This window comes from Pseudomonas sp. XK-1, assembly GCF_038069885.1.
In the GTDB taxonomy this organism is placed as follows: domain Bacteria; phylum Pseudomonadota; class Gammaproteobacteria; order Pseudomonadales; family Pseudomonadaceae; genus Aquipseudomonas.
Genome location: NZ_JBBPES010000001.1, coordinates 88389 through 115385, shown reverse-complemented (window position 1 = coordinate 115385; position 26997 = coordinate 88389). Strand labels below are relative to the sequence as shown.

Genomic DNA, 26997 nt, shown 5'->3' with positions numbered 1-26997 from the left:
GCCGATCAACCGATCTCAATCATTTCGAAATCCATCTTGCCCACGCCACAGTCGGGGCAGAGCCAGTCTTCCGGGACATCCTGCCACGGCGTACCAGCGGCGATGCCTTCATCGGGCCAACCCTGGCTTTCGTCGTAAATCAGTCCACAGACCACACATTGCCACTTCTTCATAACTACCTCTGGCGAATCTCACGGCTATTGCGCGAGGCAAACTACCGTAAATGCGTGGGTGCGCCAAGCGGCCGAAGGGTGAAAGCCGCCCACTGGCGGGCCAACTAAAGTCGGGTGCCGCCCAACGCGCCGGGCGACACCCGCGCCTCAGGACGTGGCCAGCAACGGATCACCGATGCCCATACCGTACATGGCCAGCATGGTCAGGCTGCCAGCGGCCAGCAGGTAGTAGAGGGTCGGCAGCATGGTCTTGCGCAGGGTAATGCCCTCGCGGCCGAGCAGGCCCACGGTGGCGGAGGCCGCCACCACGTTGTGGATCGCGATCATATTGCCCGCCGCCGCACCCACCGACTGCGCAGCCACCATCATCGTCCCGGACAACCCCAGCAGGCCGGCGGTGTTGAACTGGAACTGCGAGAGCATCAGGTTGGACACCGTATTGGAACCGGCGATAAAGGCCCCCAGCGCGCCAACCGTCGGAGCGAAGAACGGATACACGCCGCCCACGCTGTCGGCCACCAGCTGCGCCATGGCCACCGGCATCGACACCAGGTCGGAACCGTTGACGCCGGAGTTGATCAGGATGCGCACCATGGGAATGGTGAAAATCAGCACGAACCCGGCACCCAGCAGGGTCCGGCTCGATTCACCAACTGCTGCAGCCAGTTCGCTGAAGCGCATGCGATGCAGGAACACGGTCACCAGCACCACCATGCACAGGATGCCGCCCGGCAGATAGAGGGGCTCCAGGGTGCCGGAGACCCCGGTTTCGCCGAGGATGTCCTTCCAGCCGAAACTGACCGACAGCAGCGCCGCCTTGAGCTCGGGGAAGATCCGCGACAGCACCAGGAAGATCGCCAGCAGCAGATAGGGAGCCCAGGCCATGGGCACGGACACCGGCGACTTGCCGGCCACGTCCTCGATCTTCATCTCGATCTTGCCCATCCATTCGGCTGGCCAGTCTTTCGCCTCGGCGAAATCCCAGGTCTGCTTGGGCAGCAGAAATCCTGCCTTGGCGGCCGGCACCACGATGGCCAGGCCGACCAGGGCACCGATCATCGAAGGGAATTCAGGGCCGAGAAACACCCCGGCGGCCATATAGGGCAGCGAGAAGCAGATGGCGGTAAAGATGGCGAAGGGAGCCACGGCCAGGCCTTCCTTCCACGACTGATTCTTGCCGAAGAAGCGCGTCATGATCATCACCATGAGCAATGGCATCAGCAGACCGATCAGGCCGTGGGTGATGGCCACCCGCGAATAGATCAGATGGAAGAACACCTCCCAGTTGCTGCCCACCGCCACCAGCTGTTCGCTGATCCCGCTCTTGTCCAGACCGGACCCCACCCCCACCAGAATCGGCGTACCGACCGCACCGAACGACACCGGCGTGGACTGCACCATCATGCCCAAGACCACTGCGGCCAAGGCCGGGAAGCCCAGAGCGACCAGCAGTGGTGCCGCCACCGCGGCAGGCGTGCCGAAGCCGGAGGCACCCTCGATGAAGCAGCCGAACAGCCAGGCGACGATCAGGGCCTGAATCCGCCGGTCCGGAGTGATGCCGGCAAAGCCGTGGCGGATGGCAGTGATGCCACCGGAGTGTTTGAGGGTGTTGAGCAGCAGAATCGCACCGAAGATGATCCAGAGGATCGCCGCGGTGAGAATCAGGCCCTGCAGGCTGGAGGCGATGACCCGGTTGAGGGACATGTCCCAGGCGCTCAGGCCGATAATGGCCGTCAGCAGGAAAACCACCGGCATGGCGTATTTGGCCGGCCAGCGAAAGCCGATCAGCAGTACGCCCGCCAGCACCAGCGGCACAAAGGCCAGGATGGACAGCAGTGTTTGACTCATGGTTGGTTCCTTTTTCTTTTTGTGAACCACAGTTTCCGGGAGGTACCCGGTGCCACGCATCGAGAGCGCATGGACCCCGCGCTCCGTGAGCAGCGGCGGCAGGGATCACCCGCCGCCGCGCTCATGCTCGTGGGCCCCGACAGCCAGGGGCTGTCGGGGCCGCTTGTACTCTGCCACCGCCACTCTAGGGGCTACCCTTGACGGCGGCCGAACCGCTTTCAGGCTTGCTGTTTGAAACGCAAGCGCCAGGCGTGCAGCAAGGGTTCGGTATAGCCGCTGGGCTGCTCGCGGCCCTTGAACACCAACTCGCTGGCGGCCTGGAACGCCGCCGAGCCGGCATAATCGGCTGCCATCGGCCGGTACAGCGGATCGCCGGCATTCTGCGCGTCCACCACCCGGGCCATGCGCTGCAGTGTCTCCTCGACCTGGGCCGGCGCGACCACACCGTGGTGCAGCCAGTTGGCAATATGCTGGCTGGAGATGCGCAAGGTGGCGCGGTCCTCCATCAGGCCGACGTTGTGGATATCCGGCACCTTGGAACAACCGACGCCCTGCTCGACCCAGCGCACCACGTAACCGAGGATGCCCTGGCAGTTGTTGTCCAGCTCCTCCTGGATATCCTCCGCACTCCAGTTGGGCGTGGCGACCACCGGAACCGTCAGCAGGTCGTCGAGCAGACGGTCGCGCTCGGCGTTGCAGTCGATGCTTTCCAGTTCGCGCTGGACCGCCTGCACGTCGACCTGGTGATAGTGCAGGGCATGCAATACCGCAGCGGTTGGCGACGGCACCCAGGCGGTGCTGGCCCCGGCCCGGGGATGAGCGATCTTCTGCTGCAGCATGTCGGCCATCAGGTCCGGCATGGCCCACATGCCCTTGCCGATCTGCGCGCGGCCGCGCAGGCCGTAGCCGAGGCCAACCAGCACGTTGTTGCGTTCGTAGGCCTGAATCCACGGAGTGCTCTTCATGTCGCCCTTGCGCAGCATCGGCCCGGCCTCCATGGCCGTGTGCATCTCGTCGCCGGTACGGTCGAGGAAGCCGGTGTTGATAAAGGCCACCCGCGCGCTGGCGGCGGCGATGCAGGCCTTGAGGTTGACACTGGTGCGCCGCTCCTCGTCCATGATGCCCATCTTCAGGGTGTTGCGCGGCAGGCCGAGGAGGTCTTCGATACGGCCGAACAGCTGGTCGGCGAAGGCCACTTCCAGCGGGCCATGCATCTTCGGCTTGACGATATAGACGCTGCCGCTGCGCGAGTTGCCGCAGCGCTTGAGGTCATGCAGGGCAATCAGGCTGGTCATCACGCCGTCGAGGATGCCCTCGGGAATTTCCCGCCCCTGGTTATCGAGGATCGCTGGATTGCTCATCAGATGGCCGACATTGCGCACCAGCAGCAGCGAGCGGCCGTGCAGGGTCAGGGCCGAACCATCGGCGGCGGTGTAGCTGCGATCCGGGTTGAGGCGACGGACGATGGCGCGACCGCCCTTTTCCAGGGTCTCGCTGAGGTCGCCCTGCATCAGGCCCAGCCAGTTGCGGTAGATCAGCAGCTTGTCGGCGGCATCCACCGCGGCGACCGAGTCCTCGCAATCGAGAATGGTCGACAGCGCCGCCTCGATCAGCAGGTCCTTGACCCCCGCGGCATCAGTCTGGCCAATCGGGCTGCTCGGGTCGATCTGGATTTCCACATGCAGACCGTGGTTTTGCAGCAGGATGGCGCTGGGCTGCGCCGCCTCGCCTTGGTGGCCGCGGAACTTCTCCGGCTGCGCCAGGGTGCTGAGCGTGCCATCGGCCAGCGCGACCTGCAACTGGCCGGCGACCACCCGGTAGCTGACGGCATCGGCATGGGAGCCGCTGGCCAGCGGCGCGGCCTGATCGAGGAAGGCGCGGGCAAAGGCAATCACCCTGGCCCCGCGCACCTGGTTATAGCCGGGGCCTTTTTGCGCGCCACCCTCCTCGCCGATCGCGTCGGTGCCGTAGAGCGCGTCATACAGCGAGCCCCAACGCGCATTGGCGGCGTTCAGCGCGTAACGCGCATTCATCACCGGCACCACCAGTTGCGGGCCGGCCTGGCTGCTGATTTCGCTGTCGACATGGGCAGTGCTGGCCTGCACCTGCGCCGGTGGTGTCAGCAGATAACCGATGCTCTCGAGAAAGGCGCGGTAGGCCGGCATATCTCGTACCGGGCCGGGATGGGCACGGTGCCAGGCGTCCAGCTCGGCCTGCAGCCGCTCGCGCTCGGCGAGCAGGGCGCGATTGTGCGGGGCCAGGTCATGCACCAGGGCCGCAAAACCAGCCCAGAAAGCCTCGGACTGCAGGCCGGTGCCGGGCAGCACTTCGTTGTCGACGAAACGCTGCAGGTTGCTGGCCACCTGCAGGCCATGACAGTTCACACGATCACTCATTACGCTCTCCTAATCGGTTGGCGGCCAGGCCGCATGTTTACAGGGCGACGATGCCGGCCTTGGCCACCTGGGCATCCTGTTCGGCCTTGACCCCGGACACCCCTACCGCCCCGATCACCTGACCCTCGACCAGGATCGGTACACCGCCTTCCAGAGCGGTCAGCAGCGGCGCAGAGAGAAAGGCACTGCGCCCGCCGTTGACCATCTCTTCATAACCTTTCGATTCGCGCCGTCCGAGGGCCGAGGTGCGGGCCTTTTCGGTGGCGATATAGGCCCCGATCGGCGCGCAGCCGTCGAGGCGTTCCAGGGCCAGCGGGTGGCCGCCGTCGTCGACCACGGCAATCGCCACGGCCCAGCCGTTGTGCTGCGCCTCGGCGCGGGCGGCATTGATGATGCGGGTAACCTCGATCTGGCTGAGTACGGCTTTGTGGTGCATGGCAGGCCTCGTATTCGCGTTGCATAACCCGGATGCAATCCGGAAATTGACGGCCAGCGCCGCCCGGAACCAGTCCGGGCGGGCGTGACCTCGATATTTAGCTCAGGGCCTCTTCCACCAGCTCGATCCAGTGCCGCACCGGGGTGCGCCCGGCACCGTCGAGGTGGGTCTGGCAACCGATATTGGCGGTGGCGATCACCTCCGGCTGGCCGCTTTCCAGGGCATCGAGCTTGTTGTCACGCAGCTGCCGCGACAGCGCCGGCTGGGTCAGCGAATAGCTGCCCGCCGAGCCGCAGCACAGGTGGCTGTCGCTCACCGCGCTGAGCTGGAAACCGAGCCGGGAGAGCAGCGCCTCGACCGCGCCGCCGAGCTGCTGGGCGTGCTGCAGGGTGCAGGGGCAGTGGAACGCCAGGCGCAGCTTGGTCTGGATGTCGAGGCGCTCCAGGGGCTCGCCCTGCAGCACTTCCACCAGGTCCCGGGTCAGGCTGCTGACCCGCCTGGCCTTGTCCGCATAGAGCGGGTCACGGGCCAGCAGTTGGGCGTAATCCTTGACGAAGGCTCCGCAGCCGCTGGCGGTCTGCACGATGGCCTCGACCCCCTGCTCGACGGCCGGCCACCAGGCATCGATATTGCGCCGGGCCCGCTGCAGGCCCTGCTCCTGGGCGTTGAGGTGATAGTCCAGGGCTCCGCAGCAACCGGCCTCGACGGCCGGCATGACGCTGATGCCGAGCCGGTCGAGCACCCGCGCCGCCGCAGCATTGGTATTGGGCGACAGGCCCGGCTGCACGCAGCCCTCCAGCATCAGCACGCGCCGAGCGTGGCGCAGCGGCGGACGCGGCCTGGCCGCACGTACCTGGCGCGGCAGCTTGTCCTGCAGCCCCGCCGGCAGCAGCGGACGCACCATCAGGCCGGCCTGGGTCAGGGCCTTGAACAGCGCCGGGCGCGGCACCACCTGGCGCAGGCTGGCGCGCAGCAGGCGCTCGGCGAAAGGCCGCGGCACCGCCTGTTCGACCACGGCGCGGCCGATATCCAGCAGGTTGTGGTAATCCACTCCGGACGGGCAGGTGGTTTCGCAGTTGCGGCAGCTCAGGCAGCGGTCCAGATGCAGCTGGGTCTTGGCCGTAACGGGGTTGCCCTCGAGTACCTGCTTGATCAGGTAGATGCGCCCACGCGGGCCATCCAGCTCGTCGCCGAGCAGCTGGTAAGTCGGGCAGGTGGCGTTGCAGAAGCCACAGTGCACGCAGCTGCGCAGAATGCTTTCGGCTTCTTCGCCGCGCGCCAGCGCCCTGGCCTGCTCAGTCAAATTGGTCTGCATCTAAACCTCTGCATACATGCGGCCGGGGTTGAAGATCCCCTGGGGATCGAGTTGCGCCTTGAGCTGGCGGTGGTAGTGCAACAGCGGTGCGGCCAGGGGCTGGAACGGGCTGTCGCAATGACCGGCCGTGTAGCAGCTGGCATGCCCGCCAACCGCCGCCACCGCGGTGCGAATCGCCTCGGCCGAGGCACTGGACTTGAGCCAGCGCTGGGCACCGCCCCAGTCGATCAGCTGCTCCCCGGGCAACGTCAGCAGCGGGCTGTTGTTGGCCAGCGACAGACGCCAGAGCGGGCGCGGGTCGCGAAAGAACGGCAACTCCTGCTCATTCAGCTGCTGCCAGTAGAGCGGGTCGAGCGGCTCGCCGCCGAGCCGTTCACGGGCCGCCGCCACCGAACCTTCGCCGCCTTCCAGGCGCAGGTGCAGGGCCTGGCCGTCATGACTGGCGGCGCTGATCGGCAGCGGCTGCTGGCCCCACTCGGAGAGTTTCGCCAGGGCATGCTCGGCATCCAGCTGCAAACGCAGACTGAGGCTTTGCCGCGGCTTGGGCAGGACCTTGAGGGACACCTCGGTGATCACCCCCAGGCAGCCGAAGCTGCCGGCCAGCAGGCGCGACAGGTCGTAGCCGGCGACGTTCTTCATCACCTCGCCGCCAAAGCGCAGCTGCTTGCCGAAGCCGGTGATCAGTCGCGTGCCGAGCACCATGTCACGCACCGCGCCGGCCCAGGGCCGACGCGGGCCGGACAGGCCCGTGGCGAGCATGCCGCCAACGGTGGCCGTCGCGCCCAGGTGCGGCGGCTCGCAGGTGAGCATCTGCCCGGCCGCATCCAGCACCGCCTGCAACTCGGCCAGCGGCGTGCCGGTACGGACGGTGATCACCAGTTCGGTCGGGTCATAGCTGACGATGCCACGATGGGCACGGGTATCGAGCACCTCGCCGACCACCTTGCGGCCGAGGAAGGCCTTACTGTTACCACCCTGGATACGCAGCGGCGTTGAACTGTTGAGGGCCTGGTTGACCTGTTCCAGCAACGCCGCGCTGGCATCGAAGTCGTGCATCAGAAACGCTCCAGATCGGGGAAAGGCAACTGGCCGTGGTGCACATGCATGGCCCCGAATTCGGCGCAGCGGTGCAGGGTCGGAATGTTCTTGCCGGGGTTGAGCAGCCCCTGGGGATCGAAGGCCGCCTTCACCGCGTGGAACAGGGTGATTTCGTCGCTGTTGAACTGGGTGCACATCTGGTTGATCTTTTCCCGGCCCACGCCATGCTCGCCGGTGATGCTGCCGCCGACCTTGACGCAGAGTTCGAGGATCTTGCCGCCGATGGCTTCGGCGCGCTCCAGCTCGCCGGGCTGGTTGGCATCGAAGAGGATCAGCGGGTGCATATTGCCGTCGCCGGCATGGAACACGTTGGCCACGCGCAGGCCGTATTCGGCGGACAGTTCGGCGATGCCCTTGAGCACGCCCGGCAGTTCGCGCCGCGGAATGGTGCCGTCCATGCAGTAGTAATCCGGCGAGATGCGCCCGACCGCCGGGAAGGCGTTCTTGCGCCCGGCCCAGAAGCGCACCCGCTCGGCTTCGTCACGGGCCAGGCGGACCTCGGTGGCACCGGCCTGCTCCAGCACGGCACGCACCCGCTCGCACTCGTCCTGGACATCGGCTTCGACACCGTCCAGTTCGCAGAGCAGGATGGCCTCGGCATCCACCGGATAACCGGCATGGATAAAATCTTCGGCGGCGCGGATGGCCAGGTTGTCCATCATTTCCAGGCCGCCGGGGATGATGCCGGCGGCGATGATGTCGCCCACCGCGCGGCCAGCCTTTTCCACCGAGTCGAAGGCGGCCAGCAACACCTTGGCCACCTGCGGTTTAGGCAGCAGCTTGACCGTGACCTCGGTGACGATGCCGAGCATGCCTTCCGAACCGGTGAACAGCGCCAGCAGGTCGAAGCCCGGCGAATCCAAGGCATCGCTGCCCAGGGTCATGCGCTCGCCGCTGGCGGTGAGGATCTCCACCTTGAGCAGGTTGTGCACGGTCAGGCCGTACTTCAGGCAGTGCACGCCGCCGGCGTTCTCGGCGACGTTGCCGCCGATCGAACAGGCAATCTGCGAGGACGGGTCGGGCGCGTAGTACAGACCGTAGGGGGCGGCAGCCTGGGAGATCGCCAGATTGCGCACACCGGGCTGAACCCGGGCGAAACGTCCGGCCGGGTCGATCTCGAGAATCTTGTTGAAGCGAGCCAGCACCAGCAGGATGCCCTGCTCCAGTGGCAGCGCACCGCCGGACAGACCGGTACCGGCCCCACGCGCCACCACGGGCACGCCACGCCGATGGCAGATCTGCAGCAAGCTCTGCACCTGCTCCAGACGCTCGGGCAGCACCACCAGCAGTGGCGTGGTGCGGTACGCCGAGAGGCCGTCGCACTCGTAGGGTTTGAGGTCTTCCGGGCTGTGCAGCACGTCCAGATCGGGGAGCTGGGCGCGCAATTCGGCCAGCAGGGCTGGCTTGTCGACCCGGGGCAGCGGGCCGTCGACACGCTCGTCGTACAGAATGCTCATGGCAGGCTCTTTCAGGCAGCGTCGTTCTTGTTAGAAAGTCCGGGGCAGCGCGTGCCCCGGTACTGGTGTGCTGGCATGTTTAGCCCTGCACATCGTCGCCGTCCATTCTTCACGCACCTGGTCCTACCAGTTATTTTCACCAGGCTTGCGCCAATTACCTGCTGAGACCCTTATAAATCAAGGCTAACTGGCCTATATTGGCTAGGCCAATGGAAACCCGAATAAATTGGTACTACCAGTTAAACGAGGTCTGCTTATGACAGCGTCAAGTACGCCACGCCGCCAGGTCAGCGACGTGGTCGCGGAAAAGATCGAACGCCTGATCGTCGATGGCGTACTCAAGGTCGGCCAGCCCCTACCCTCGGAACGCCGCCTGTGCGAGAAGCTCGGCATCTCCCGTTCGGCGCTGCGCGAGGGGCTCAAGGCGCTGCGCGGGCGCGGCATTATCGAAACCGCCCAGGGCCGCGATTCGCGGGTCGCCAACCTCAACGGCACGCGCGATGCCAGCCCGCTGATGCACCTGTTCAGCTCGCAACCGCGCACCCTGTTCGACCTGCTGGAAGTACGCGCCCTGCTGGAAGCCGAGTCGGCGCGCCTGGCGGCCCTGCGCGGCACCGAGGCGGATTTCGTCCTGCTGACCCGGCGCTACGAGGAAATGCTCGCCGCCCACGCCCAGCCGGAGGGCTTCGAAGCCCACGAACATGCCCGCCTGGACCACGCCTTCCACCTGGCAATCTGCGAGGCTTCGCACAACCCGGTGCTGCTGCACACCCTGCAATCGCTCACCGACCTGATGCTCAGCACGGTGTTTGCCTCGGTCAACAACCTCTATCACCGGCCGTTGCAGAAGCGCCAGATCGACCGCCAGCACACGCGGCTCTACCACGCCGTGATCGAACGCCTGCCGGAACAGGCGCAACGGGCGGCCCGCGACCATATCAACAGCATCCGCGACAACCTCAGGGACATCGAGCAGGAAGAGCAGCGCCTGGTACGCGCGACCATGCGCCTGGAGGGCTGGTCATAGCAGGGTAGCCGGATGACGGCAGCGACCATGCTAGACTCGCGCGCTTCCAGTCCATGGTGATTTCCTGCCGTGCCCCACACCGCCCTCGCCCATCCGCCCCGCTGGCTGACTGCCGGCCAGTTGCACCCCGCGCCCGCCGCGGCCGTGCGCGACTGGCTGTTCAATGAAGATTCGCTGACCCGGCGGCTGACCGCCCTGTCCCACCAGGGCTTCAGCGTCACCCCGCTGCAGGAAGGCTGGCAGCCGCTGCGCTGCGACGAATGCAGCGCCCTCGGCGTGGCCCCGGGCAGCCAGGGCTGGGTGCGCGAGGTGTACCTGCGCGGCCATGACCAGCCCTGGGTGTTCGCCCGCAGCGTGGCCGCCCGCAGCGCCCTGCAAGGCTCCGGGCTGAACCTGGCGGAGCTGGGTAGCCGCTCTCTCGGCGAGCTGCTGTTCAGCGACCGCGCCTTCGACCGCGGCGCGATGCAGGTCTGCCGCTACCCGGCCGCCTGGCTGCCCACCGAGGCCCGTGCCGAACGTCTGTGGGGGCGGCGCTCCTGCTTCAGTCGCGGCGAACTCGGCGTGCTGGTGGCCGAGGTGTTTCTACCGGCCTTCTGGGGCGCGGCGGGTATCGAGCCGTAGGATGGGCGGCCGCGTAGGTTAGCCGCAGGTGTAACCCATCAATAGCGCCACGCACCGCCCATGGGTATCGCTTCGCTCATCCTACGCATCGCCTGATCGCGCGCCGACTCCGTATAATCCGCCGCAACCCGCACGGAGACGCGCCCGATGTACACCCGCCTGCTGAAATCGCTGAATCGCCTGCACCCACGCGCCTGGGACTTCGTCCAGCTGATGCGCCTGGACAAGCCCATCGGCATCTACCTGCTGCTGTGGCCGACGCTTTGGGCGCTGTGGGTGGCCGCCGAGGGCGTGCCGAGCGCGAAGAACCTGTTTATCTTCGTCTTCGGTGTGATCCTGATGCGCGCCGCCGGCTGCGTGATCAACGATTACGCCGACCGCAATTTCGACGGCCACGTCAAACGCACCCAGGCGCGGCCCCTGGCCAGCGGCAAGATCCAGCCACGCGAGGCGCTGGTGCTGTTCGCCGTACTGGTGGCGGCCAGCTTCGTACTGGTGCTGTTCACCAACGCCACCACCATCTGGCTGTCCTTCGGCGGCCTGGCCCTGGCCGCCTGCTACCCCTTTATGAAGCGCTACACCTTCTACCCGCAGGTGGTGCTGGGGGCGGCGTTCTCCTGGGGCATGCCCATGGCCTTTACCGCCGAAACCGGTGAGCTGCCGGCCGAGGCCTGGCTGCTGTATATCGCCAACCTGCTGTGGACCGTGGCCTACGACACCTACTACGCCATGGCCGACCGCGACGACGACCTGAAGATCGGGGTGAAATCCACCGCCATCCTGTTCGGCGATGCCGACCGCCTGATTATCGCCAGCCTGCAGGGCCTGGCCCTGCTCTGCCTGCTGCTGGCCGGCGCGCGCTTCGAACTGGGTATCTGCTTCCACCTCGGCCTGGCCGTGGCCGCCGCCTGTTTCGCCTGGGAATACCACAAGACCCGCAACCGCAAACCCATGGCCTGCTTCAACGCCTTTCTGCACAACCACTGGGCCGGCCTGGCGATCTTTGTCGGTATCGTGCTGGACTACGCCTTGCGTGGGTAGGGCGCAGGAGGGCTCGTGCCGCGCACCTGTCATATCACTGCAATAATTCCGTTATCTAATGCAGACCATTACAGCGAGATGACCCGAGGCTTGACCATGGTTGGCAAGAACATCCTGATCGTCGACGACGAAGCACCGATCCGTGAAATGATTGCCGTGGCCCTGGAAATGGCCGGCTACGAGTGCCTGGAAGCGGAGAATACCCAGCAGGCCCACGCCATCATCGTCGACCGCAAACCCGATCTGATCCTGCTCGACTGGATGCTCCCCGGCACCAGCGGCATCGAACTGGCGCGCCGGCTCAAGCGCGACGAGCTGACCGGGGATATCCCGATCATCATGCTCACCGCCAAGGGCGAAGAGGACAACAAGATCCAGGGTCTGGAAGTGGGGGCCGATGATTACATCACCAAGCCCTTCTCCCCCCGCGAGCTGGTGGCGCGCCTGAAAGCCGTGCTGCGCCGCGCCGGACCGACCGACAGCGAAGGGCCGATCGAAGTCGGCGGCCTGCTGCTCGACCCGGTCAGCCACCGCGTCACCATCGACGGCAAGCCGGCCGAAATGGGCCCCACCGAATACCGCCTGCTGCAATTCTTTATGACCCACCAGGAGCGCGCCTACACCCGCGGCCAATTGCTCGATCAGGTCTGGGGCGGTAACGTGTATGTCGAGGAGCGCACCGTCGACGTGCATATCCGCCGCCTGCGCAAGGCCCTCGGCGAGGTTTACGAGAACCTGGTGCAGACTGTACGCGGCACGGGCTATCGGTTCTCCACCAAGAGCTAAGACAGTTTAGGATGCCTGGAGGTCGCTTAGCCGACCTGCATAAAGGATTGCTTGGCGGATGAGTTCTAATTGAATCAAGACTGGCGCACGCCCCTTATACGTCGTTTGCTGCTTCTGATTGCAGCCTGCCTGCTGCTCGGCCTGATCACCGGCGAGTACGGCTGGTCCATGGCCCTGGGCCTGGCCGGCTACCTCGGCTGGCACCTGCAGCAACTGCTGCGCCTGCACAAATGGCTGCGCACCCGCAAGGGCGACGAGCCGCCGCCCGACGGTTACGGCCTGTGGGGCGAGGTGTTCGACAATATCTATCACCTGCAACGCCGCGACCAGAAGGCCCGTGGCCGCCTGCAGGCGGTAATCGACCGGGTGCAGGAGTCCACCGCGGCGCTGAAGGACGCGGTGATCATGCTCGACCGCGACGGCAACCTGGAATGGTGGAACCTTGCCGCAGAAAAGCTGCTGGGCCTGAAAACGCCCCAGGACAGCGGTCAGCAGATCACCAATCTGGTGCGCGACCCGCGCTTTATCGAATATTTCGAAGGCAGCAATTACCAGGAGCCGCTGGAACTGCCCTCTCCGGTCAGCGACCGCCTGCGCCTGCAGTTTCATATCACCCAGTACGGCAACCGCGAGCACCTGATGCTGGTGCGCGACATCACCCGCATCCATCAGCTGGAACAGATGCGCAAGGATTTCGTCGCCAACGTTTCCCACGAGCTGCGCACCCCGCTGACGGTGATCGCCGGTTACCTGGAAACCCTGCTGGACAACGTCGAGGCGGTCAACCCGCGCTGGCTGCGTGCCCTGCAGCAGATGCAGCAACAGGGCGGGCGCATGCAGAACCTGCTCAACGACCTGCTGTTGCTGGCCAAGCTGGAAGCCACCGACTACCCCTCGGACAACCAGCCGGTGGCGGTGGACCTGCTGCTGCTGTCGATCAAGAACGACGCCCAGGCCCTGTCCGCCGAACGCCACCACCGCATCAGCCTGGAAGCCGATCCGCACCTGCGCCTCAAGGGCAGCGAGACGGAACTGCGCAGCGCCTTTTCCAACCTGGTGTTCAACGCGGTCAAGTACACCCCTGACGAGGGCGAGATCCGCATTCGCTGGTGGGCCGACGACCAGGGTGCACACCTGGCGGTGACCGACACCGGCCTGGGCATCGAGGCCAAGCATCTGCCGCGCCTGACCGAACGCTTCTACCGGGTCGACTCCAGCCGCGCCAGCAACACCGGTGGCACCGGCCTGGGCCTGGCCATCGTCAAACACGTGCTGCTGCGCCACCGCGCGCGCCTGGAGATCCACAGCGACCTGGGCAAGGGCAGCAGCTTTACCTGCCACTTCCCCGCCCAGCAGATGGTGCGTCGCGGCTAACCAGCCCAGCCGCGCACCCGCGTGGCTCTGCCATAGGGTGGATGGCGCTTTATCCATCCACCAGACAGAAGCAGCGCGCTGGCGAATAGAAAGCCCTCATCCGCGCGACGAAAGCCTTTTAGCGCCACTTGCAAAGCCCGGCGTCTGCCGCCACTCTTAGCCGTCATTGGTCAACCGAACCCCCTATGGACCCCTCCACGAGTTACACCGCCGCCAGCTATTTCGCCGATTTCGGCCTCGTCCTGTTCGCCCTCTTCCTGGTCCTGCTCAACGGCTTCTTCGTCGCCGCCGAGTTCGCCATCGTTCGCCTGCGCGCCACCAAGGTCGAGGCCCTCGCTCAGGCCCATGGCTGGCGCGGGCATATCCTGCGCACCGTGCACAACCAGATGGACGCCTACCTCTCGGCCTGCCAACTGGGTATAACCCTGGCCTCCCTGGGCCTCGGCTGGGTCGGCGAACCGGCTTTCGCCCATCTGCTTGAACCGCTGCTCGCGGCCATCGGCATCGAGTCGCCGAAGCTGGTTCACGGCATCGCCTTCTTTACCGCCTTCGCGATCATTTCCTACCTGCACATAGTGGTTGGCGAGTTGGCCCCCAAGTCCTGGGCGATCCGCAAACCCGAATTGCTCTCGCTGTGGACGGCCGTGCCGCTGTACCTGTTCTACTGGGCCATGTACCCGGCGATCTTCCTGCTCAATGCCAGCGCCAATGCCATCCTGCGCATCGCCGGCCAGGGCGAGCCGGGGCCGCACCACGAACACCATTACAGCCGCGACGAACTCAAGCTGATCCTCCACTCCAGCCGTGGCAGCAACCCCAGCGACCAGGACATGCGCGTGCTGGCCTCCGCCGTTGAGCTGGGCGAACTGGAGGTTGTGGACTGGGCCAATTCCCGCGAGGACCTGGTCTCCCTGCCGCTGACGGCGGCCCTGGATGAAGTGTTCAGCGTGTTCCGCCGGCACAAGTACAGCCGCTACCCGATCTACGACGACACCAGCGGCGAGTTTGTCGGCGTGTTGCATATCAAGGATCTGCTGCTGCACCTCTCCTTGCTGGAGATGCTGCCCTCGGCACTGAAACTGGCGGAGCTGATGCACCCGATCGAACGGGTCGGCCGGCATATGCCGCTGTCCAACCTGCTCGAACAGTTCCGCCAGGGCGGCTCGCACTTCGCCCTGGTCGAGGAGGCCGACGGCAAGGTGATCGGCTACCTGACCATGGAGGATGTGCTGGAAGCCCTGGTCGGCGATATCCAGGACGAACACCGCAAGGCCGAACGCGGCATCCTCGCCTACCAGCCGGGCAAGCTGCTGGTGCGCGGCGACACACCGCTGGCCAAGGTCGAGCGCCTGCTCGGCGTCGATCTCGATCATGTCGAGGCGGAAACCCTGGCGGGGCTGGTCTACGAGACCCTCAAGCGCATGCCCGAGGAAGAGGAGGTGCTGGAAGTCGACGGCCTGCGCATCATCGTCAAGAAGATGAAAGGCCCGAAGATCGTCCTGGCCAAGGTGCTGAGGCTGGATTGAGCAACCCAGAGTGCGCGGTGCGCATGGCGTACCCTACAGGTTAGCGCCATGCACCGGCTGCAGGCTTACTCGCCGCCCACCGCAAAGTTGGGCAGGCTGTTGACCGGCTGGGCGAAGTCGAATGGGATGGACTCCAGCGCCAGGCCGACGTTGCGCTGCACCACGAAGTGCAGGTGCGGGCCGGTGCTGTTGCCGGTGTTGCCGGACCGGGCAATAAAGCTGCCGTTATTGACCCGCTGGCCTTCGCGCACACCGACCGAGCCCTTCATCAGGTGCAGGTAGACGCCCATGGTGCCGTCGTCATGGAGAATGCGCACATAATTGCCGGAGGGGTTGTTGCCGCGCCCACTCTGCTGGTTTTCGGTCTTCACCACCACACCACCACGGGCCGCGACAATCGGCGTACCTTCGGGCATGGCGATATCCATGGCGTAACGGCCTTTCGGAGTGAAGTGGCTGTATTTGCCGTTGGCCCCCTGGGTCAGGCGGAACGGACCGCCGCGCCAGGGCAGCGGGTAGCTCTTCTGGGTCGGCAACAGGCGCGGATCGCCGAGGGCATAGCGCAGCTTGGGGGTGTAGTGCAGCGGCTTGCCGGCATCCTGCGCGGTCAGGGTCACCAGGCGGATATGGCTGCGCGGTGGCAGCACCCAGCTGATGGGTTTACCGGGCGCGCCGACGACATTGCCGAGCTGCTCCAGGCGCAATTCGACCTGCACCGGAGCGTAGAGATCGTTGCGCACCAGCAGGGTTTCCCCGGCTTCATGCTTCTTGGTTTCCAGCTTCACCTGGTTGTCCAGGCGCTCAACCATGCGGTCGCGAAACACGAACACCTGGGCACCGGGGGCGGCCTTGTCGGTGTAGGTGACCACGCCGTTGGCATCGGTGTACTTGTAGATGGTCAATGCCCCGGCCTGGCCGGCAAAGACCAACACGCCACAGAGTAATATCAGACGCCCTAGCATAACGACCCGATTCTTATGATTGGTTGGCCATGATCGTTCAGATTAGCAGCGCCGGCCGGGGCATGCGAGGTGGCATCCGTCGGGCTGTGATGCAGTCGTTGGCGATCGGTCGGACAGGCCTTCGCCATGCCCGCCCTAGGCCCCCGGGCTGAAGTGCTTCTGCGCGGTGCCGCGGGCGATCAGTCGGGAGATATAGTCGAGTTTCTGCGGGTCGCTGTCGACGAACCTGAAGGTCAGCTGCAGCCATTCGCTGTCGGGCTTGGGCTCGAAAGCCACTACCGCATGCAGATAGCCGTTGAGTCGGGCGATTTCCGCCGCCTCGCCCTGCTCCAGATCGAGCACCGCGCTTTCCAGCACCTGAGGCAGCAGTTCGGTGCGTTTGACCACCAGCAGCGCTTCCTTGAGGCTCAGGGCCTTGATCACGCAGGCCATGGTGCCGCCCGGCAGGCGCAACTGGCCTTGGCCACGGCCGCTGGCTGGCGCGGTCTTGGCGGCTGCGGGTTGAGCGGCGAAAGCAGCGGCCGCCTTGACCACAGGCGCGGGTGCGGCGGACGGCTTGAGCACTTCGGCCTTGCCGGCGGTCAGGGCAGACAGCGAGTCATTGGCATAGGCCCCGCTGCTGAGCATCTTCGGTGGCGCGCTGGCCATCAGCGCCTGCAGCTTGCCGGCACGCTGCAGGGCCTTCTTGACCTTGGTCACCAGCTGTTCGTTGGAGAAGGGCTTGCCGATAAAGTCGGAAACCCCGGCCTGGATCGCCTGCACCACGTTGTCCTTGTCGCCACGGCTGGTGACCATGATAAAGGGCACGGTTTTCAGGTTGTCCTGCTCGCGGCACCAGCTGAGCAGCTCGAGCCCGGACATTTCCGGCATTTCCCAATCGCAGAGGATCAGGTCAATGCCTTGCCGACCCAGCAGTTGCTGGGCCTTGCGCCCATTCACCGCTTCCACGATCTGCACGCCGGGAAAGTGGTCGCGCAGCCCCTTCTTCACCAAATCGCGAATAAAGGTTGCGTCGTCCACCACCAGCACGCTGACTTTGCTCATCGGCCACTCCCATTCAGATGGCCTTAAGCATAGTCGCGGCTGGTGGCCAAAGGCCAACCGAAATACGCCTTATCTCGCCGCGGAGACGATTTAGCGGCGTTAGCTGTCCTTGTTGGTGCCCTGCACTTCTTCCTGCATGCGGGTCAGGCCGATGTGCTTCACATCGGTGCCGCGCACCAGGTAGATCACCAGCTCGGCGATATTGCGCGCGTGGTCGCCGATACGCTCCAGCGAACGCAGAGCCCAGATCACGTTGAGCACCCGCGAGATCGAACGCGGGTCTTCCATCATGTAGGTCACCAGTTCGCGCAGGGCGGTCTTGTATTCGCGGTCGACGGTCTTGTCATACTGCGCCACCGACAGCGCCAGGTCGGCGTCGAAACGGGCGAAGGCGTCCAGCGCCTCCTGCACCATCTTGCGTACCTGATCGCCGATATGCCGCACTTCCACGTAGCCGCGCGGCGACTCGCCTTCCTCGCACAGGAGGATGGCGCGCTTGGCGATCTTGGTGGCTTCGTCGCCAATGCGCTCGAGGTCGATTACCGACTTGGAGATGCTGATGATCAGACGCAGGTCAGAGGCCGCCGGCTGACGACGGGCGAGAATGCGCACGCACTCTTCGTCGATATTGCGCTCCATCTGGTTGATCTGGTCGTCGATCTCGCGCACTTGCTGAGCCAGACCGGAGTCAGCGTCGATCAGCGCGGTAACCGCGTCGTTGACCTGCTTCTCGACCAGACCGCCCATGGCCAGCAGGTGGCTGCGCACCTCCTCCAGCTCGACGTTGAACTGCTGGGAGATATGCTGGGTAAGGTTTTCTTTGTTGATCATGTGCAAACCCTTGAATTAACCGAATAACGTCTGTGCTTGGATGGGCTCTGCCATCAGCCGTAACGACCGGTGATGTAATCCTCGGTCTGCTTCTTCGCCGGGTTGGTGAACAGGGTATCGGTATCACCGAACTCGATCAGTTTGCCCATGTACATAAACGCCGTGTAATCCGAGACCCGCGCCGCCTGCTGCATGTTGTGGGTAACGATGACGATGGTGTACTTGGATTTCAGTTCGTAGATCAGCTCTTCGACTTTCAGCGTCGAGATCGGGTCCAGCGCCGAGCAGGGTTCGTCGAGCAGCAACACTTCCGGCTGCACCGCGACGGTACGGGCGATGATCAAACGTTGTTGCTGGCCGCCAGAAAGGCCAAGGGCGGAGTCATGCAGGCGGTCTTTAACCTCGTCCCACAACGCAGCATTTTTCAGCGACAACTCCACGGCCTCATCGAGTACGCGCTTCTGGTTGATACCCTGGATACGCAGGCCATACACCACGTTCTCGTAAATGCTCTTGGGGAACGGGTTAGGCTTCTGGAACACCATACCGACACGGCGGCGCAGCTCGGCTACGTCCTCGCCCTTACGGTAAATGTTACGGCCATCGAGGTTGATTTCCCCTTCTACACGGCAGCCATCAACCAGGTCGTTCATCCGGTTGAAAGTGCGCAGCAGGGTCGACTTACCGCAACCGGACGGCCCGATAAACGCAGTAACGCGCTGCTTGGGAATGGTCATCTGCACATCGAACAACGCCTGCTTGTCGCCGTAGAACAGGTTCAGGCCTGGTACGTCGATGGCTACTTGCTCATTGGCCATGTTCAGGCCCTGGCGGTCGCGGCCAAGGGCCGCCATGTCGATACCGTGTGTATGTGTTTCGTGCTGCATGGGATGCTCCCTACGCTAACAAATGCTTTATGCCGCCGCGGCCCAGCGGGCCGCGGCGCGATGATTAGTGATCCAGCGCCTTGTACTTCTCGCGCAGGTGGTTGCGGATATAGACCGCCGCCATGTTCAGCACCACGATGACCAACACCAGCAGCAGGGCGGTGGCGTACACCAGCGGCCGCGCGGCCTCGACGTTGGGGCTCTGGAAGCCGACGTCGTAGATATGGAAGCCCAGGTGCATGATCTTCTGGTCCAGGTGCAGGTAGGGGTAGTTGGCGTCCAGCGGCAGCGAAGGTGCCAGCTTGACCACGCCCACCAGCATCAACGGTGCCACTTCACCAGCGGCGCGGGCCACGGCGAGGATCAGACCGGTCATCATCGCCGGGCTGGCCATCGGCAGCACCACGCGCCAGAGGGTTTCCACCTTGGTCGCGCCGAGGGCCAGGGAGCCTTCGCGCACGGCCCGCGGAATCCGCGCCAGGCCTTCTTCGGTGGCGACGATCACCACCGGCAAAGTGAGAATGGCCAGCGTTAGCGAGGCCCACATCAGACCTGGCGTACCGAAGGTCGGTGCCGGGGCCGCTTCCGGGAAGAACATGCGGTCCAGCGAGCCACCCAGCACATAGACGAAAAAGCCCAGGCCGAACACGCCGTAGACAATCGCCGGCACGCCCGCCAGGTTGTTCACCGCGATGCGGATCACCCGGGTCAGCGGGCCCTGCTTGGCGTACTCGCGCAGGTAGATGGCCGCTACCACACCGAACGGAGTGACGATCACGGCCATGATCAGGGTCATCATCACGGTGCCGAAGATCGCCGGGAAGATGCCGCCCTCGGTGTTGGCCTCACGCGGGTCGTCGCTGACGAATTCCCACAGTTTGGCGAAGTAGAAACTCAGCTTGTCCAGAGGACCCATGGCATTGGGCTGGTAGGCCCTTACCACTTTGCCCAGACTCAGAGTCACTTCACGGCCCTCAACGGTTTTTACCGTGATGCTGTCGCGATTGAACGCCTGATTGAGCGCAACCAGCTCGGTTTCCAGCACCTTGTACTCGGCATCCCACTGCGCACGCTCGGCATCCAGCTCGGCCTGGGCGACATCGTCCAACTTGCCTTGCAATTCGAGGCGACGGGTTTTCAGGCGGATGCGCTCCAGCCCGGCGTTAATCCGGCCAATGTCTTTTTTCTCGACACGCACCAGCTTGGCGTGCAGATCATCGACCCGATCGACTCGCGTCTGCATTTCAGCCCAGCTGGCATCACCCTCGGCAACCAGCTGACCTTCCTGCTTGACGTTGACCAGGTAGCCATAGAGATTGCCCCACTCGCGGCGCTCAAAGGCGGTCAACTGCTCCGGGGTGCGCTGATTGCTCAGCCACTCACCTACCACCCAGGTGAAATCCGCACCGTAGATGTCGCGGTTACCGACCTTGAACAGCTCGCGGGTCATGAACTCGCCGCCCTTAACGTCGACCGGCAAACCGGAAGCGGCCAAGCGCGCGCGCGGCACCTCTTCAATTTGAGTGATCTCGCCAGCCATCACCTTGGCTTCCTGGCCGGGTACCCGATAGTCGACCTCGACTAGGTCAGCCGGCCAGAAATGGCCGAGGCCGCGTACCGCGATCACCATCATCAGACCCAGCGTCATGATCACAGCGATCGATACGGCACCGGCATTCATCCAGATCCAGGGCGTACCGCTCTTGAACCAGGTTTTCAGGTTGTTCTGCTTCACGGACATATACCTTCCTGAGCCTTAGAGCGAGGCGTACTTGACGCGCAGACGCTGGCGCACCAGTTCTGCCAGGGTGTTCATGACAAAGGTGAAGCCGAGCAGCACCAGCGCCGAGAGGAACAGCACGCGGTAGTGGGTACCACCCACTTCCGATTCGGGCATTTCAACTGCCACGTTGGCAGCCAGGGTGCGCAGACCTTCAAAGATGTTCATGTCCATGATGGCGGTGTTACCCGTGGCCATCAGCACGATCATGGTTTCGCCGACAGCGCGCCCCATGCCAATCATCACGGCCGAGAAAATACCTGGGCTTGCCGTGAGAATCACCACGCGGATCAAGGTCTGCCACGGCGTTGCACCCAGGGCCAGGGAGCCAAAGGTCAGGCTTTTGGGCACACTGAACACGGCGTCTTCGGCAATCGAGAAGATGGTTGGAATCACCGCGAAACCCATGGCCAAACCGACCACCAAGGCGTTGCGCTGATCGAAGGCGATGCCCAGGTCATTGCTCAGCCACAAGCGCATATTGCCGTCGAACAACCAGTTCTCCAGATGCCCACTCATCGCCAGCGAGACAAAGCCGACCAGCAGGATCATCGGAATCAACAGCACGGACTCCCAACCGTCCGGCACGCTCAGGCGAATCGACTCCGGCAAGCGGCTCCACAGGTAACCCGCGAGCAAAATACCGATAGGGGTAAAGATCAGCAGACTGAAGATGCCGGGCAGGTGCCCTTCGACATAAGGCGCGAGGAACAGACCGGCGAAGAAACCGAGAATCACCGTCGGCAACGCCTCCATAAGCTCAATCACCGGTTTGACCTTGCGCCGCAGCGCCGGAGCCATGAAGTAGGCGGTGTAGAGGGCCGCCGCAATGGCCAATGGGGCGGCCAGGAGCATGGCATAGAACGCGGCTTTCAAGGTGCCGAAGGCCAGCGGCGCGAGACTCAGCTTAGGCTCGGTATCGGTACTGGCTGAAGTCGACTGCCAGACATAACCAGGCGCATCGTAGTTCTCATACCAGACTTTGCCCCACAACGAACTCCAGGAAATTTCTGGGTGTGGGTTATCGATCACCAAACGCTGCAACTTACCATCGGCTTCGATCAATACCCGGTTGGCGCGTGGTGACAAAGCAGCCAGAGCCTGGCCATCGGCAACTTGTTCGACCAGCAGGGTGCGGTGCGCGGTACTGTGGAAGATGCCCAGGTTGCCCTTGGAATCCAGAGCGAAAAAGCCCTTGCGGCGCTCCTCCGGCAGTATCTGCACAATCGGACTGTCGCTTAGCTGGAAACTACGGATGGATTTGAGTTCAGCTTTACCGTCCGCTTCACGCACCATAAACCATTGCTGAATCGCCCCGCTGCTATCGCCGACCATCAACGAAATGCCACCCAACAGCCCGGTTACATTGCTGACTTCCAGCTTGCCGTCAGCGAGCAGTTTGTAGCGGCCATTCAAGCTGTTGCTACGCATGTCGAAGACATCAGCAGTGGCGCGCCCATTGATGACATACAGCCACATCTGGCGTGGGTCGATGATCAGTGCCTTGATCGGCTCAGCGATCTGCGGCAGCGCAACGCGCTCTTCACTGAGGGTCACCTCACCGGTCATCAGGTTTTCTTCGCGGCCCAGGCTCAGCACGTGCAGCTCGGTGCCGGTGGAGCCAGCCAGCATAAGGGTACCGCCGTTCAGGCTGACGCCCATGTGATCCAGCTCGCGGCCCTGGGGATCGAGCTCGATCGGCGCTTCACCAAACGGGTATTCGACACTCGGACTGATGGTCTTCACATCATTGGGATAAGTGATCTTGTAGGCATGCTCGAACACCAGCACTTGACCGTTGGATAGGCCCAGCGCGACGCGGTTACTGCCCGGCTGATCCTGGCCAACAGAAACAATCTGGGCACCAGCCGGAATCGGCAGCTGCACGTTGCTTAAAGGCTGCATCTTCTTCGCATCGAAGAACTGCACCTTGCCGCTTTGGTCCAGGCGCATGGCCATCTGGTTCTGTTCTTCCAGGGTCAGAAGCAGCGGCGCGGCCGCTTCATTCAGCCAAGCAACCTGCACCGACTTGCGGCTGTCCATGCTCGCGCCCTGGAACATCGGCAGCACGACATAGGCCAGGTAGAAGAAGATCAGGGTAATGGCACCGAGCACTGCCATACCGCCGATCGAAACTGCCCAGCGCGCCATACGGTCTTTCAGTGCACGCATGCGACGCTTGCGTTGCAGGGCCGGGGTGTTGAAGTCCAGCCCTAGGGATTTGGGTGTGGCGGTCATGGTTTCACTAGCCAAGTCATTCATAGGTAAGAGCGTCTCTGCGCAGCCATGAGCGCGCCATAGTGAGTTCTGTCGCTATACGAGGTGCCAACTCTAGCCGCTCTATATGACAGAAAAGTTACAGCGCTTTGACAAAGCAACGCCCACCTGTCGAAAACGAAGGCGGGCGTGCGACTTACTCGGGCGTCCTTGCCACTCAGGCGGATCTTACAGACCCAGTTCCTTCAGGGTTTTGTCGATCACTTTCTTAGGCAGCGGGATGTAGCCGTCTTTCACTACAACATCCTGGCCTTGCTTGGACAGCACCAGCTTGACGAACTCAGCATCCAGCGGGCTCAGCGACTTGTTCGGTGCTTTGTTGACATAGACGTAGAAGAAGCGCGCCAGCGGGAACTTGCCAGCCAGGGCGTTTTCTTCGTTGGCATCGAAGGCTTCGCCGCCTTTCTTCGACAGTGCCACAGCGCGAACGCTGGAGGTCTTGTAACCAATGCCCGAGTAACCGATGGCGTTGATGGTGCTGGAGATCGACTGCACCACGGAAGCCGAACCCGGCTGCTCGTTAACGTTGGCCTTGTAGTCGCCTTTGCACAGGGCTTCTTCTTTGAAATAACCGTAGGTGCCGGATACCGAGTTACGACCGAACAACTGGATCGGCTTGGCAGCCCATTCGCCAGTCAGGCCCAGGTCACCCCAGGTTTTGATATCGGTGGCACCGCCACACAGACGAGTGCTGGAGAAAATCGCGTCAACCTGAGCGATATCCAGGCTCTTGATCGGGTTGTCCTTGTGTACGAAGACAGCCAGAGCATCAATGGCTACCGGAATAGCTGTTGGCTTGTAACCGTATTTTTCTTCAAACGCCTGGATCTCGGCATCCTTCATTGGGCGGCTCATCGGGCCCATGTTCGAGGTGCCTTCAGTCAGCGCAGGTGGCGCGGTGGAGGAACCGGCGGCCTGGATCTGGATATTGACGTTGGGGTATTCCTTTTTGAACTCTTCAGCCCACAGAGTCATCAGGTTGGCCAGGGAGTCGGAACCAACGCTGGACAGGTTGCCCGATACGCCGGAGGTCTTGGTGTAGCTCGGCAGAGCCGGATCGACAGCAGCAACCGCAGTGGCGGTGGCGACGCCAGCGGCGACAAAAGTCATGGCCGCCATCAAACGCTTAAGTTTCATGCCTTACTCCTAGCAGACTAGTGTTGGATTGACCGGGCCAAGTATCTTCAGGCCGTGTGACCACTCTATGTAAGCAATATGACAGTTAGATGAACGCTGAATAATTCCTGCGCCATACCAGCCATAAGCCATGGTCGCCCTACGACTGTCGAGTCGCTATACTCGGCAACACCCGCAATCCTGCGGGCCTGCGGGGCTGTAAGGCGGTTGTACCGTCGCCATTTCACGACCCTGCACTGCGCCAATAACAACAACCGCGCCGCGAGCCTATCCGATGCACGATTTCGAACAGGAAGACCCTATCCCGCAAGGCGACCTGGCTTTGCAGATCACCGCATTGCCGCGTGAAACCAACGGCTTCGGCGATATCTTCGGCGGCTGGCTGGTGGCGCAGATGGACCTGGCCGGCACCGCCATGGCCAGCAAGGTCGCGGGTGGCCGTGTGGCGACCGTGGCCATCGACCGTATGGCCTTCCTGGTACCGGTGGCGGTGGGCGCGCAGCTGTCCTTCTACACCCAGACCGTGGAAGTGGGCCGCAGCTCGATCCAGATGCTGGTCGAGGTATGGAGCGACGATCCGCTGTCCAGCGAATGGCGCAAGGTCACCGAGGCGGTATTCGTCTTCGTCGCCATCGACGGCAGCGGCCGCACCCGCCCGGTGCCGGCACGCCGGTAAGCCCCATCCTGCGGGTCGAAAAAATGCCGATCACCTGGCCGGTGATCGGCATTTTTTCTGGCTATCCGCAGGCTGCCCTGGGTTCAGATACTCAACCTGCACTTGCCCGTAGGGTGCGCCGTGCGCACCAAGAGCTCGCCGCCTGCACTTAGACCCACTGATCGTTGCGCTTGCGCCGCACCCGCAGCAGGGTCGGTAGAAGCAGCCCGGCGAACAGCCCGGCACCGGCGATGCTGCCGCCGTAGACCATATAACGCATCAGCACCTGCTGGTTCTCCTCGCCCAACTGCGCCTGCACCTCGCGCAGTTCGGAGAGTGCCCGGCTCAGCTCGCTGTCCAGCGCCGCGCGGGCGGTCTGCGCCTCGTCGATCAGCGCCTTGCGGGCATCCAGGGTCTCCTGCATGCCCTGTACGCGGGCCTTCCAGGTGTCGTCGATACCCGCCAACTCGGCACTGAGCTCGGCCACCTTCTGCTCCAACTGCGGCAGGCGCTCGGCCTGGCCGGGGACATCCTGCAGATCGCGACTGGGAATCCACACGGCACTGCCGTTGTCGCCCCGCACCTGGCTGTAATCACCCTGGCTGCGCAGCAGCTCGACCTTCTGCCCGGAAACCAGCGTACCGACGATGCGGTAGCCATCGGTCGGGCCGCTGCGCACATAGGTATTGAGGCTGTCGCTGACCCAGCGCTGATTGCTCGCGACCTCCTCGGCGTAGGCCGGGGCACCCGCCGCCAGCAGACCAGCAAACAACCAGGCAGCCTGGGCACGACGCTGCAACGAGGAAACACGTAAGGGGGACTGACGGAATAGGGACATAGGGCAATCTTCACATGGCAATAGAACAAAACCCTCGAACGGGCGCGATAAAAGCCGGCCTGGCGAATTGTTTGAACAGGAACGCGATCAGGGCGGAATAAGGCCGGTGCATGGTCAATGGCCAGGCAAACCACCCTGTGGGCCGACAGCAGACAGACAGTCGGCAAGCGGCTGGAGTTCACTCGCAAGCATGGGTGAGGGATAGGCGGCGCGCAGGCCAGGAGGCGAAGACCAAGAGCAAGACGGATAGCGGGCGACAGACGGGAAGTGAGTCAGCGGGTGTAAAAACGCCGGCGCGAGGCCGGCGTTTTCTGGTGGCGGTAAATCAGCCGCGGATATTGTAGATATCCTTTTCGTTGAACTCGGCGTAGTCGTACAGGCGCTGCAGATAGGCCTTCTGCTGCTCCCAGACCTTACTCGCCACCGGGTCGGCGGCGGCGCTGGCGTCGACCACTTCGGCGGCCACTTCCTTGAGCCTGGCCAACACGTCATCCGGCAGACGGCGCACTTCTACGCCTTCGCCCTTGAGTTGCTCCATGGCTTCCATGTTCTTGGCGTTGTAATCGTCGAGCATGTCGCCGTTCACATCGCGAGCAGCGGCGCGGACGATGGCCTGCAGGTCGGCCGGCAGGGTTTCCCAGGCCTTGATATTGACGTCCAGTTCGAACAGTACGCTCGGCTCCTGCCAGCCCGGGGTGTAGTAGTACTTGGCCGCCTTGTGCAGGCCCAGAGCCTGGTCGTTGTAGGGGCCGATCCACTCGGTGGCGTCGATGGCACCGGTCTGCATGGCGGTAAAGATCTCGCCGGCCGGCATATTGACCACGGTGCCGCCCATCTTGGTCAGCACTTCACCACCCAGGCCCGGGGTGCGCATCTTCAGGCCCTGGAAATCGGCGACGCTATTGATTTCCTTGTTGAACCAGCCGGCGGTCTGCACGCCCGTGCTGCCGCAGGCCATCGGCAGCACGCCGAACGGCTTGTACACCTCTTCCCACAGCTCCATGCCGCCGCCACGGTGCAGCCAGGCGTTCATTTCCTGGGCGTTGGGACCGAATGGCAGGGCGCAGAAGAACTGCGCGGCAGGGACCTTGCCCTTCCAGTAGTAAGGCGCGCCGTGGCCCATTTCCGCAGTGCCGCGGGAGACGGCATCGAATACTTCCAGCGCCGGCACCAGTTCGCCGGCGGCATACACCTTGACCTTGAGACGGCCGTTGCTCATCTCCTCGACCAGCTTGGCGAAGCGCTCGGCACCGACACCAACACCGGGGAAGTTCTTCGGCCAGGAGGTGACCATTTTCCAGTTGAAAGTCTGCGCCTGCGCACCCTCTTGAGGCTTGGCAGCGGTTTCGGCTTCCTGTTTGCAGCCGGCCAGGGCCGTGGCTGCAAGACCCACGCCTGCGGCGGCGAGAATTTGACGACGTTTCATGCAAAGCTCCTTATTGTTGTATTGGTCTGACCACAGGATCACTGCGGCCACACCACGCTCGA

The 26997-nt window shown here is 63.7% G+C and carries 23 protein-coding genes; 7 read left to right on the top strand and 16 right to left on the bottom strand.

Annotation, left to right across the window (positions count from 1 at the left end; all coding sequences use genetic code 11):
• Window positions 1-5: 5 nt before the first annotated feature.
• The 7 genes from WMW70_RS00480 to glcD form a co-directional block, all read right to left on the bottom strand.
• On the bottom strand, window positions 6-173 hold the full coding sequence (locus tag WMW70_RS00480) for a rubredoxin (RefSeq protein WP_339458327.1): 168 nt from the start codon (window positions 171-173) through the stop codon (window positions 6-8).
• Window positions 174-320: 147 nt separating this feature from the next.
• On the bottom strand, window positions 321-2021 hold the full coding sequence (locus WMW70_RS00475) for an L-lactate permease (protein WP_341435572.1): 1701 nt from the start codon (window positions 2019-2021) through the stop codon (window positions 321-323).
• 218 nt (window positions 2022-2239) lie between these two features.
• A complete protein-coding gene (locus tag WMW70_RS00470) occupies window positions 2240-4417 on the bottom strand; it encodes a malate synthase G (protein WP_341435571.1) in 2178 nt (725 codons plus the stop codon).
• A 37-nt stretch (window positions 4418-4454) separates the two neighbouring features.
• On the bottom strand, window positions 4455-4853 hold the full coding sequence (locus tag WMW70_RS00465; protein WP_341435570.1) for a heme-binding protein: 399 nt from the start codon (window positions 4851-4853) through the stop codon (window positions 4455-4457).
• A gap of 97 nt (window positions 4854-4950) precedes the next feature.
• The gene (glcF, locus tag WMW70_RS00460) at window positions 4951-6168 is read right to left on the bottom strand and encodes a glycolate oxidase subunit GlcF (RefSeq protein ID WP_341435569.1); all 1218 of its coding nucleotides are present in this window, start codon (window positions 6166-6168) and stop codon (window positions 4951-4953) included.
• On the bottom strand, window positions 6169-7224 hold the full coding sequence (gene glcE / locus WMW70_RS00455) for a glycolate oxidase subunit GlcE (protein WP_341435568.1): 1056 nt from the start codon (window positions 7222-7224) through the stop codon (window positions 6169-6171).
• Window positions 7224-8723: a glycolate oxidase subunit GlcD gene (gene glcD, locus WMW70_RS00450; protein ID WP_341435567.1), complete on the bottom strand. Its 1500-nt coding sequence runs from the start codon at window positions 8721-8723 to the stop codon at window positions 7224-7226. The genes glcE and glcD overlap by 1 nt, the downstream gene beginning before the upstream one ends.
• A 256-nt stretch (window positions 8724-8979) precedes the next feature.
• On the opposite strand from glcD, the gene glcC reads away from it, so the two are divergent.
• The 6 genes from glcC (at window position 8980) to WMW70_RS00420 (ending at window position 15098) form a co-directional block, all read left to right on the top strand.
• Window positions 8980-9750: a transcriptional regulator GlcC gene (gene glcC / locus WMW70_RS00445; RefSeq protein WP_341435566.1), complete on the top strand. Its 771-nt coding sequence runs from the start codon at window positions 8980-8982 to the stop codon at window positions 9748-9750.
• 69 nt (window positions 9751-9819) lie between these two features.
• Window positions 9820-10371, top strand: coding sequence for a chorismate--pyruvate lyase family protein (locus WMW70_RS00440; protein WP_341435565.1), 552 nt, complete (start codon window positions 9820-9822; stop codon window positions 10369-10371).
• Between the two features lie 147 nt (window positions 10372-10518).
• Window positions 10519-11412: a 4-hydroxybenzoate octaprenyltransferase gene (ubiA, locus tag WMW70_RS00435; RefSeq protein ID WP_341435564.1), complete on the top strand. Its 894-nt coding sequence runs from the start codon at window positions 10519-10521 to the stop codon at window positions 11410-11412.
• A 96-nt stretch (window positions 11413-11508) separates the two neighbouring features.
• Complete coding sequence (phoB, locus tag WMW70_RS00430) at window positions 11509-12198, top strand: phosphate regulon transcriptional regulator PhoB (protein ID WP_090379663.1); 690 nt, start codon at window positions 11509-11511, stop codon at window positions 12196-12198.
• A gap of 69 nt (window positions 12199-12267) precedes the next feature.
• Entirely contained in the window at window positions 12268-13572 is a 1305-nt protein-coding gene (phoR, locus tag WMW70_RS00425) for a phosphate regulon sensor histidine kinase PhoR (protein WP_341435563.1), read from the top strand.
• A gap of 185 nt (window positions 13573-13757) precedes the next feature.
• Window positions 13758-15098 carry a hemolysin family protein gene (locus tag WMW70_RS00420; RefSeq protein WP_341435562.1) on the top strand — a complete coding sequence of 447 codons (1341 nt, stop codon included), beginning with the start codon at window positions 13758-13760 and terminating at the stop codon, window positions 15096-15098.
• Window positions 15099-15163: 65 nt separating this feature from the next.
• Here the strand turns inward: WMW70_RS00420 and WMW70_RS00415 are convergent, their stop codons facing one another.
• The 7 genes from WMW70_RS00415 to WMW70_RS00385 form a co-directional block, all read right to left on the bottom strand.
• Window positions 15164-16060, bottom strand: coding sequence for a peptidoglycan DD-metalloendopeptidase family protein (locus WMW70_RS00415; RefSeq protein ID WP_341435561.1), 897 nt, complete (start codon window positions 16058-16060; stop codon window positions 15164-15166).
• 135 nt (window positions 16061-16195) lie between these two features.
• Window positions 16196-17104, bottom strand: a complete 909-nt coding sequence (locus tag WMW70_RS00410; protein WP_341435560.1) for a response regulator — start codon at window positions 17102-17104, stop codon at window positions 16196-16198.
• A 99-nt stretch (window positions 17105-17203) separates the two neighbouring features.
• Window positions 17204-17935 carry a phosphate signaling complex protein PhoU gene (gene phoU / locus WMW70_RS00405; protein WP_341435559.1) on the bottom strand — a complete coding sequence of 244 codons (732 nt, stop codon included), beginning with the start codon at window positions 17933-17935 and terminating at the stop codon, window positions 17204-17206.
• Between the two features lie 53 nt (window positions 17936-17988).
• Window positions 17989-18822 (bottom strand): phosphate ABC transporter ATP-binding protein PstB, encoded by an 834-nt coding sequence (gene pstB / locus WMW70_RS00400; RefSeq protein ID WP_341435558.1) that lies wholly within the window; start codon window positions 18820-18822, stop codon window positions 17989-17991.
• 64 nt (window positions 18823-18886) lie between these two features.
• Complete coding sequence (gene pstA / locus WMW70_RS00395; protein ID WP_341435557.1) at window positions 18887-20563, bottom strand: phosphate ABC transporter permease PstA; 1677 nt, start codon at window positions 20561-20563, stop codon at window positions 18887-18889.
• Between the two features lie 15 nt (window positions 20564-20578).
• On the bottom strand, window positions 20579-22864 hold the full coding sequence (locus WMW70_RS00390) for a phosphate ABC transporter permease (RefSeq protein WP_341435556.1): 2286 nt from the start codon (window positions 22862-22864) through the stop codon (window positions 20579-20581).
• Between the two features lie 183 nt (window positions 22865-23047).
• A complete protein-coding gene (locus WMW70_RS00385) occupies window positions 23048-24016 on the bottom strand; it encodes a PstS family phosphate ABC transporter substrate-binding protein (protein WP_341435555.1) in 969 nt (322 codons plus the stop codon).
• A 274-nt stretch (window positions 24017-24290) separates the two neighbouring features.
• Here WMW70_RS00385 and WMW70_RS00380 point away from each other — a divergent pair, with 274 nt between their 5' ends.
• Window positions 24291-24692, top strand: a complete 402-nt coding sequence (locus WMW70_RS00380; RefSeq protein WP_325505236.1) for an acyl-CoA thioesterase — start codon at window positions 24291-24293, stop codon at window positions 24690-24692.
• 148 nt (window positions 24693-24840) lie between these two features.
• Here WMW70_RS00380 and WMW70_RS00375 read toward each other — a convergent pair whose 3' ends face one another.
• Window positions 24841-25509 carry a TIGR04211 family SH3 domain-containing protein gene (locus WMW70_RS00375; protein ID WP_341435554.1) on the bottom strand — a complete coding sequence of 223 codons (669 nt, stop codon included), beginning with the start codon at window positions 25507-25509 and terminating at the stop codon, window positions 24841-24843.
• 325 nt (window positions 25510-25834) lie between these two features.
• Window positions 25835-26935, bottom strand: coding sequence for a TRAP transporter substrate-binding protein (locus WMW70_RS00370; RefSeq protein ID WP_341435553.1), 1101 nt, complete (start codon window positions 26933-26935; stop codon window positions 25835-25837).
• Between the last annotated feature and the right edge of the window lie 62 nt (window positions 26936-26997).